2 protein-coding genes and 1 pseudogene are annotated in these 1,289 nt (G+C 67.7%); all 3 read right to left on the bottom strand.

The genetic code is table 11. The annotated features are described in order from the left end of the window. Positions 1–122: 122 nt before the first annotated feature. Positions 123–422: a hypothetical protein gene (locus WU80_RS24720; RefSeq protein WP_055405693.1), complete on the bottom strand. Its 300-nt coding sequence runs from the start codon at positions 420–422 to the stop codon at positions 123–125. After that, positions 419–811, bottom strand: a complete 393-nt coding sequence (locus tag WU80_RS24715; RefSeq protein ID WP_055405694.1) for a heme-binding protein — start codon at positions 809–811, stop codon at positions 419–421. The genes WU80_RS24720 and WU80_RS24715 overlap by 4 nt, the downstream gene beginning before the upstream one ends. Before the next feature lie 293 nt (positions 812–1,104). Next, a pseudogene (locus tag WU80_RS24710) lies at positions 1,105–1,289 on the bottom strand (peptidase S15); the annotation flags it as partial.

Raw genomic sequence — 1,289 nt, 5'->3', positions numbered from 1 at the left:
CTGGTGAGCGTCACGCGGATGCGGTGACCCGCCTTGAACCGGCGGGCGTTGGGAACCAACGGGATTCGGTACTCGACGTCCTCGCCCAGGCCGTTGTGGTTGGGTGGGCCGCCGTCCTGTTTCTACGTGCAGCCGCTGACGCTGATTCGCCGCCCGGCATTGACGCAGACGGTCGGCGCTGGCGGCGGCGGGGGCGGATAGTCCTCCGGCAGCGGCGCGTAGGCCGCGGGCGGCGGGGCGTAGGAGCCGACGGTGTCGGCCACGTTGGTGCAACCGCTCACCGAGATACGCCTGCCCACGCTTGCGCAGACGTCCGCGTGGGCCGCGGCGGACGGCTGCACGAGGCTCCATACCTCGGGAATCGCCGTGACAGCCAACACCGCGATAGCCCCGGCGGCACAAGACCGCATCCGCGGGGTCATTGCGGACCCGCGCCCTGATCGATCAGCGGGGTCCACTGGCACCGCTGCCTGACGTCGACCATGGGTTGCCGGATGCGCTCCAGGTCGGCCTGCTCTTGCGGGTTGGCGCTGAAGTAGTTCTCCACCTGAGGGCGGATCTGATCCTTCGGCTGATCTTGCAGGCCGGTGTAGAACCCGTTCAGGTCCGGGTGGCTGAACAGATAGGTCGAGAGCGCCGCCGCGACGCCCGCCGCCACGCCGGACACATCTGCGGCCGTGCAGTCGGGTGGCCGGGGCGGTGGGTCGGCCACGGCGGTGGCCGCCGTTGCGCCGAGCAGTGTCGCCGCAACAGCACCGGCGCCGACCGCACAGGCAATGATTCGACAGCGGATTACCTTGGAAAGCTTCATGATTGGCCTCGTTATCCCTGTGGTCGATCCGAGCACCGTCGAACAGCCCCGGCTCGATTTCAACTCTGGACCGCGGACTAGCGCAGCGCGCGGGCCGAAGTCACTGCTTCAGATTAACAATCGTCATCGCATGACGGCGCGAAATCGGTTAGTCCACCGCAAGGGCGGGCAGGGCTTGGACACCGATCCGGGGATCGTGGGTAAACGTAGGGCTTCCCGTGTGAGCCTGGGGGCGGCGTTCGTCGGCGTTTCGCCGCCAACGATTCACACGCAACGCCCACGCGCAATGGCGGTTACGCGAGCACCGGAAGCAACAGCCGCGACGCGGAGCGCACCGTGTTCAGGCTGGAGGTGCCGACGCTGGCATGGCGGAAGTTCATGATCGCCGCCATCGAAGGGTCCTGGTCGTCGCTGGTGAGCGTCACGCGGATGCGGTGACCCGCCTTGAACCGGCGGGCGTTGGGAACCAACGGGATTC

Source organism: Mycobacterium sp. UM_11 (assembly GCF_001414075.1).
In the GTDB taxonomy this organism is placed as follows: Bacteria; Actinomycetota; Actinomycetes; order Mycobacteriales; family Mycobacteriaceae; genus Mycobacterium.
The sequence above is the reverse complement of the archived record's forward strand: the minus strand, read 5'-3'. Positions and strand labels throughout refer to the sequence as shown.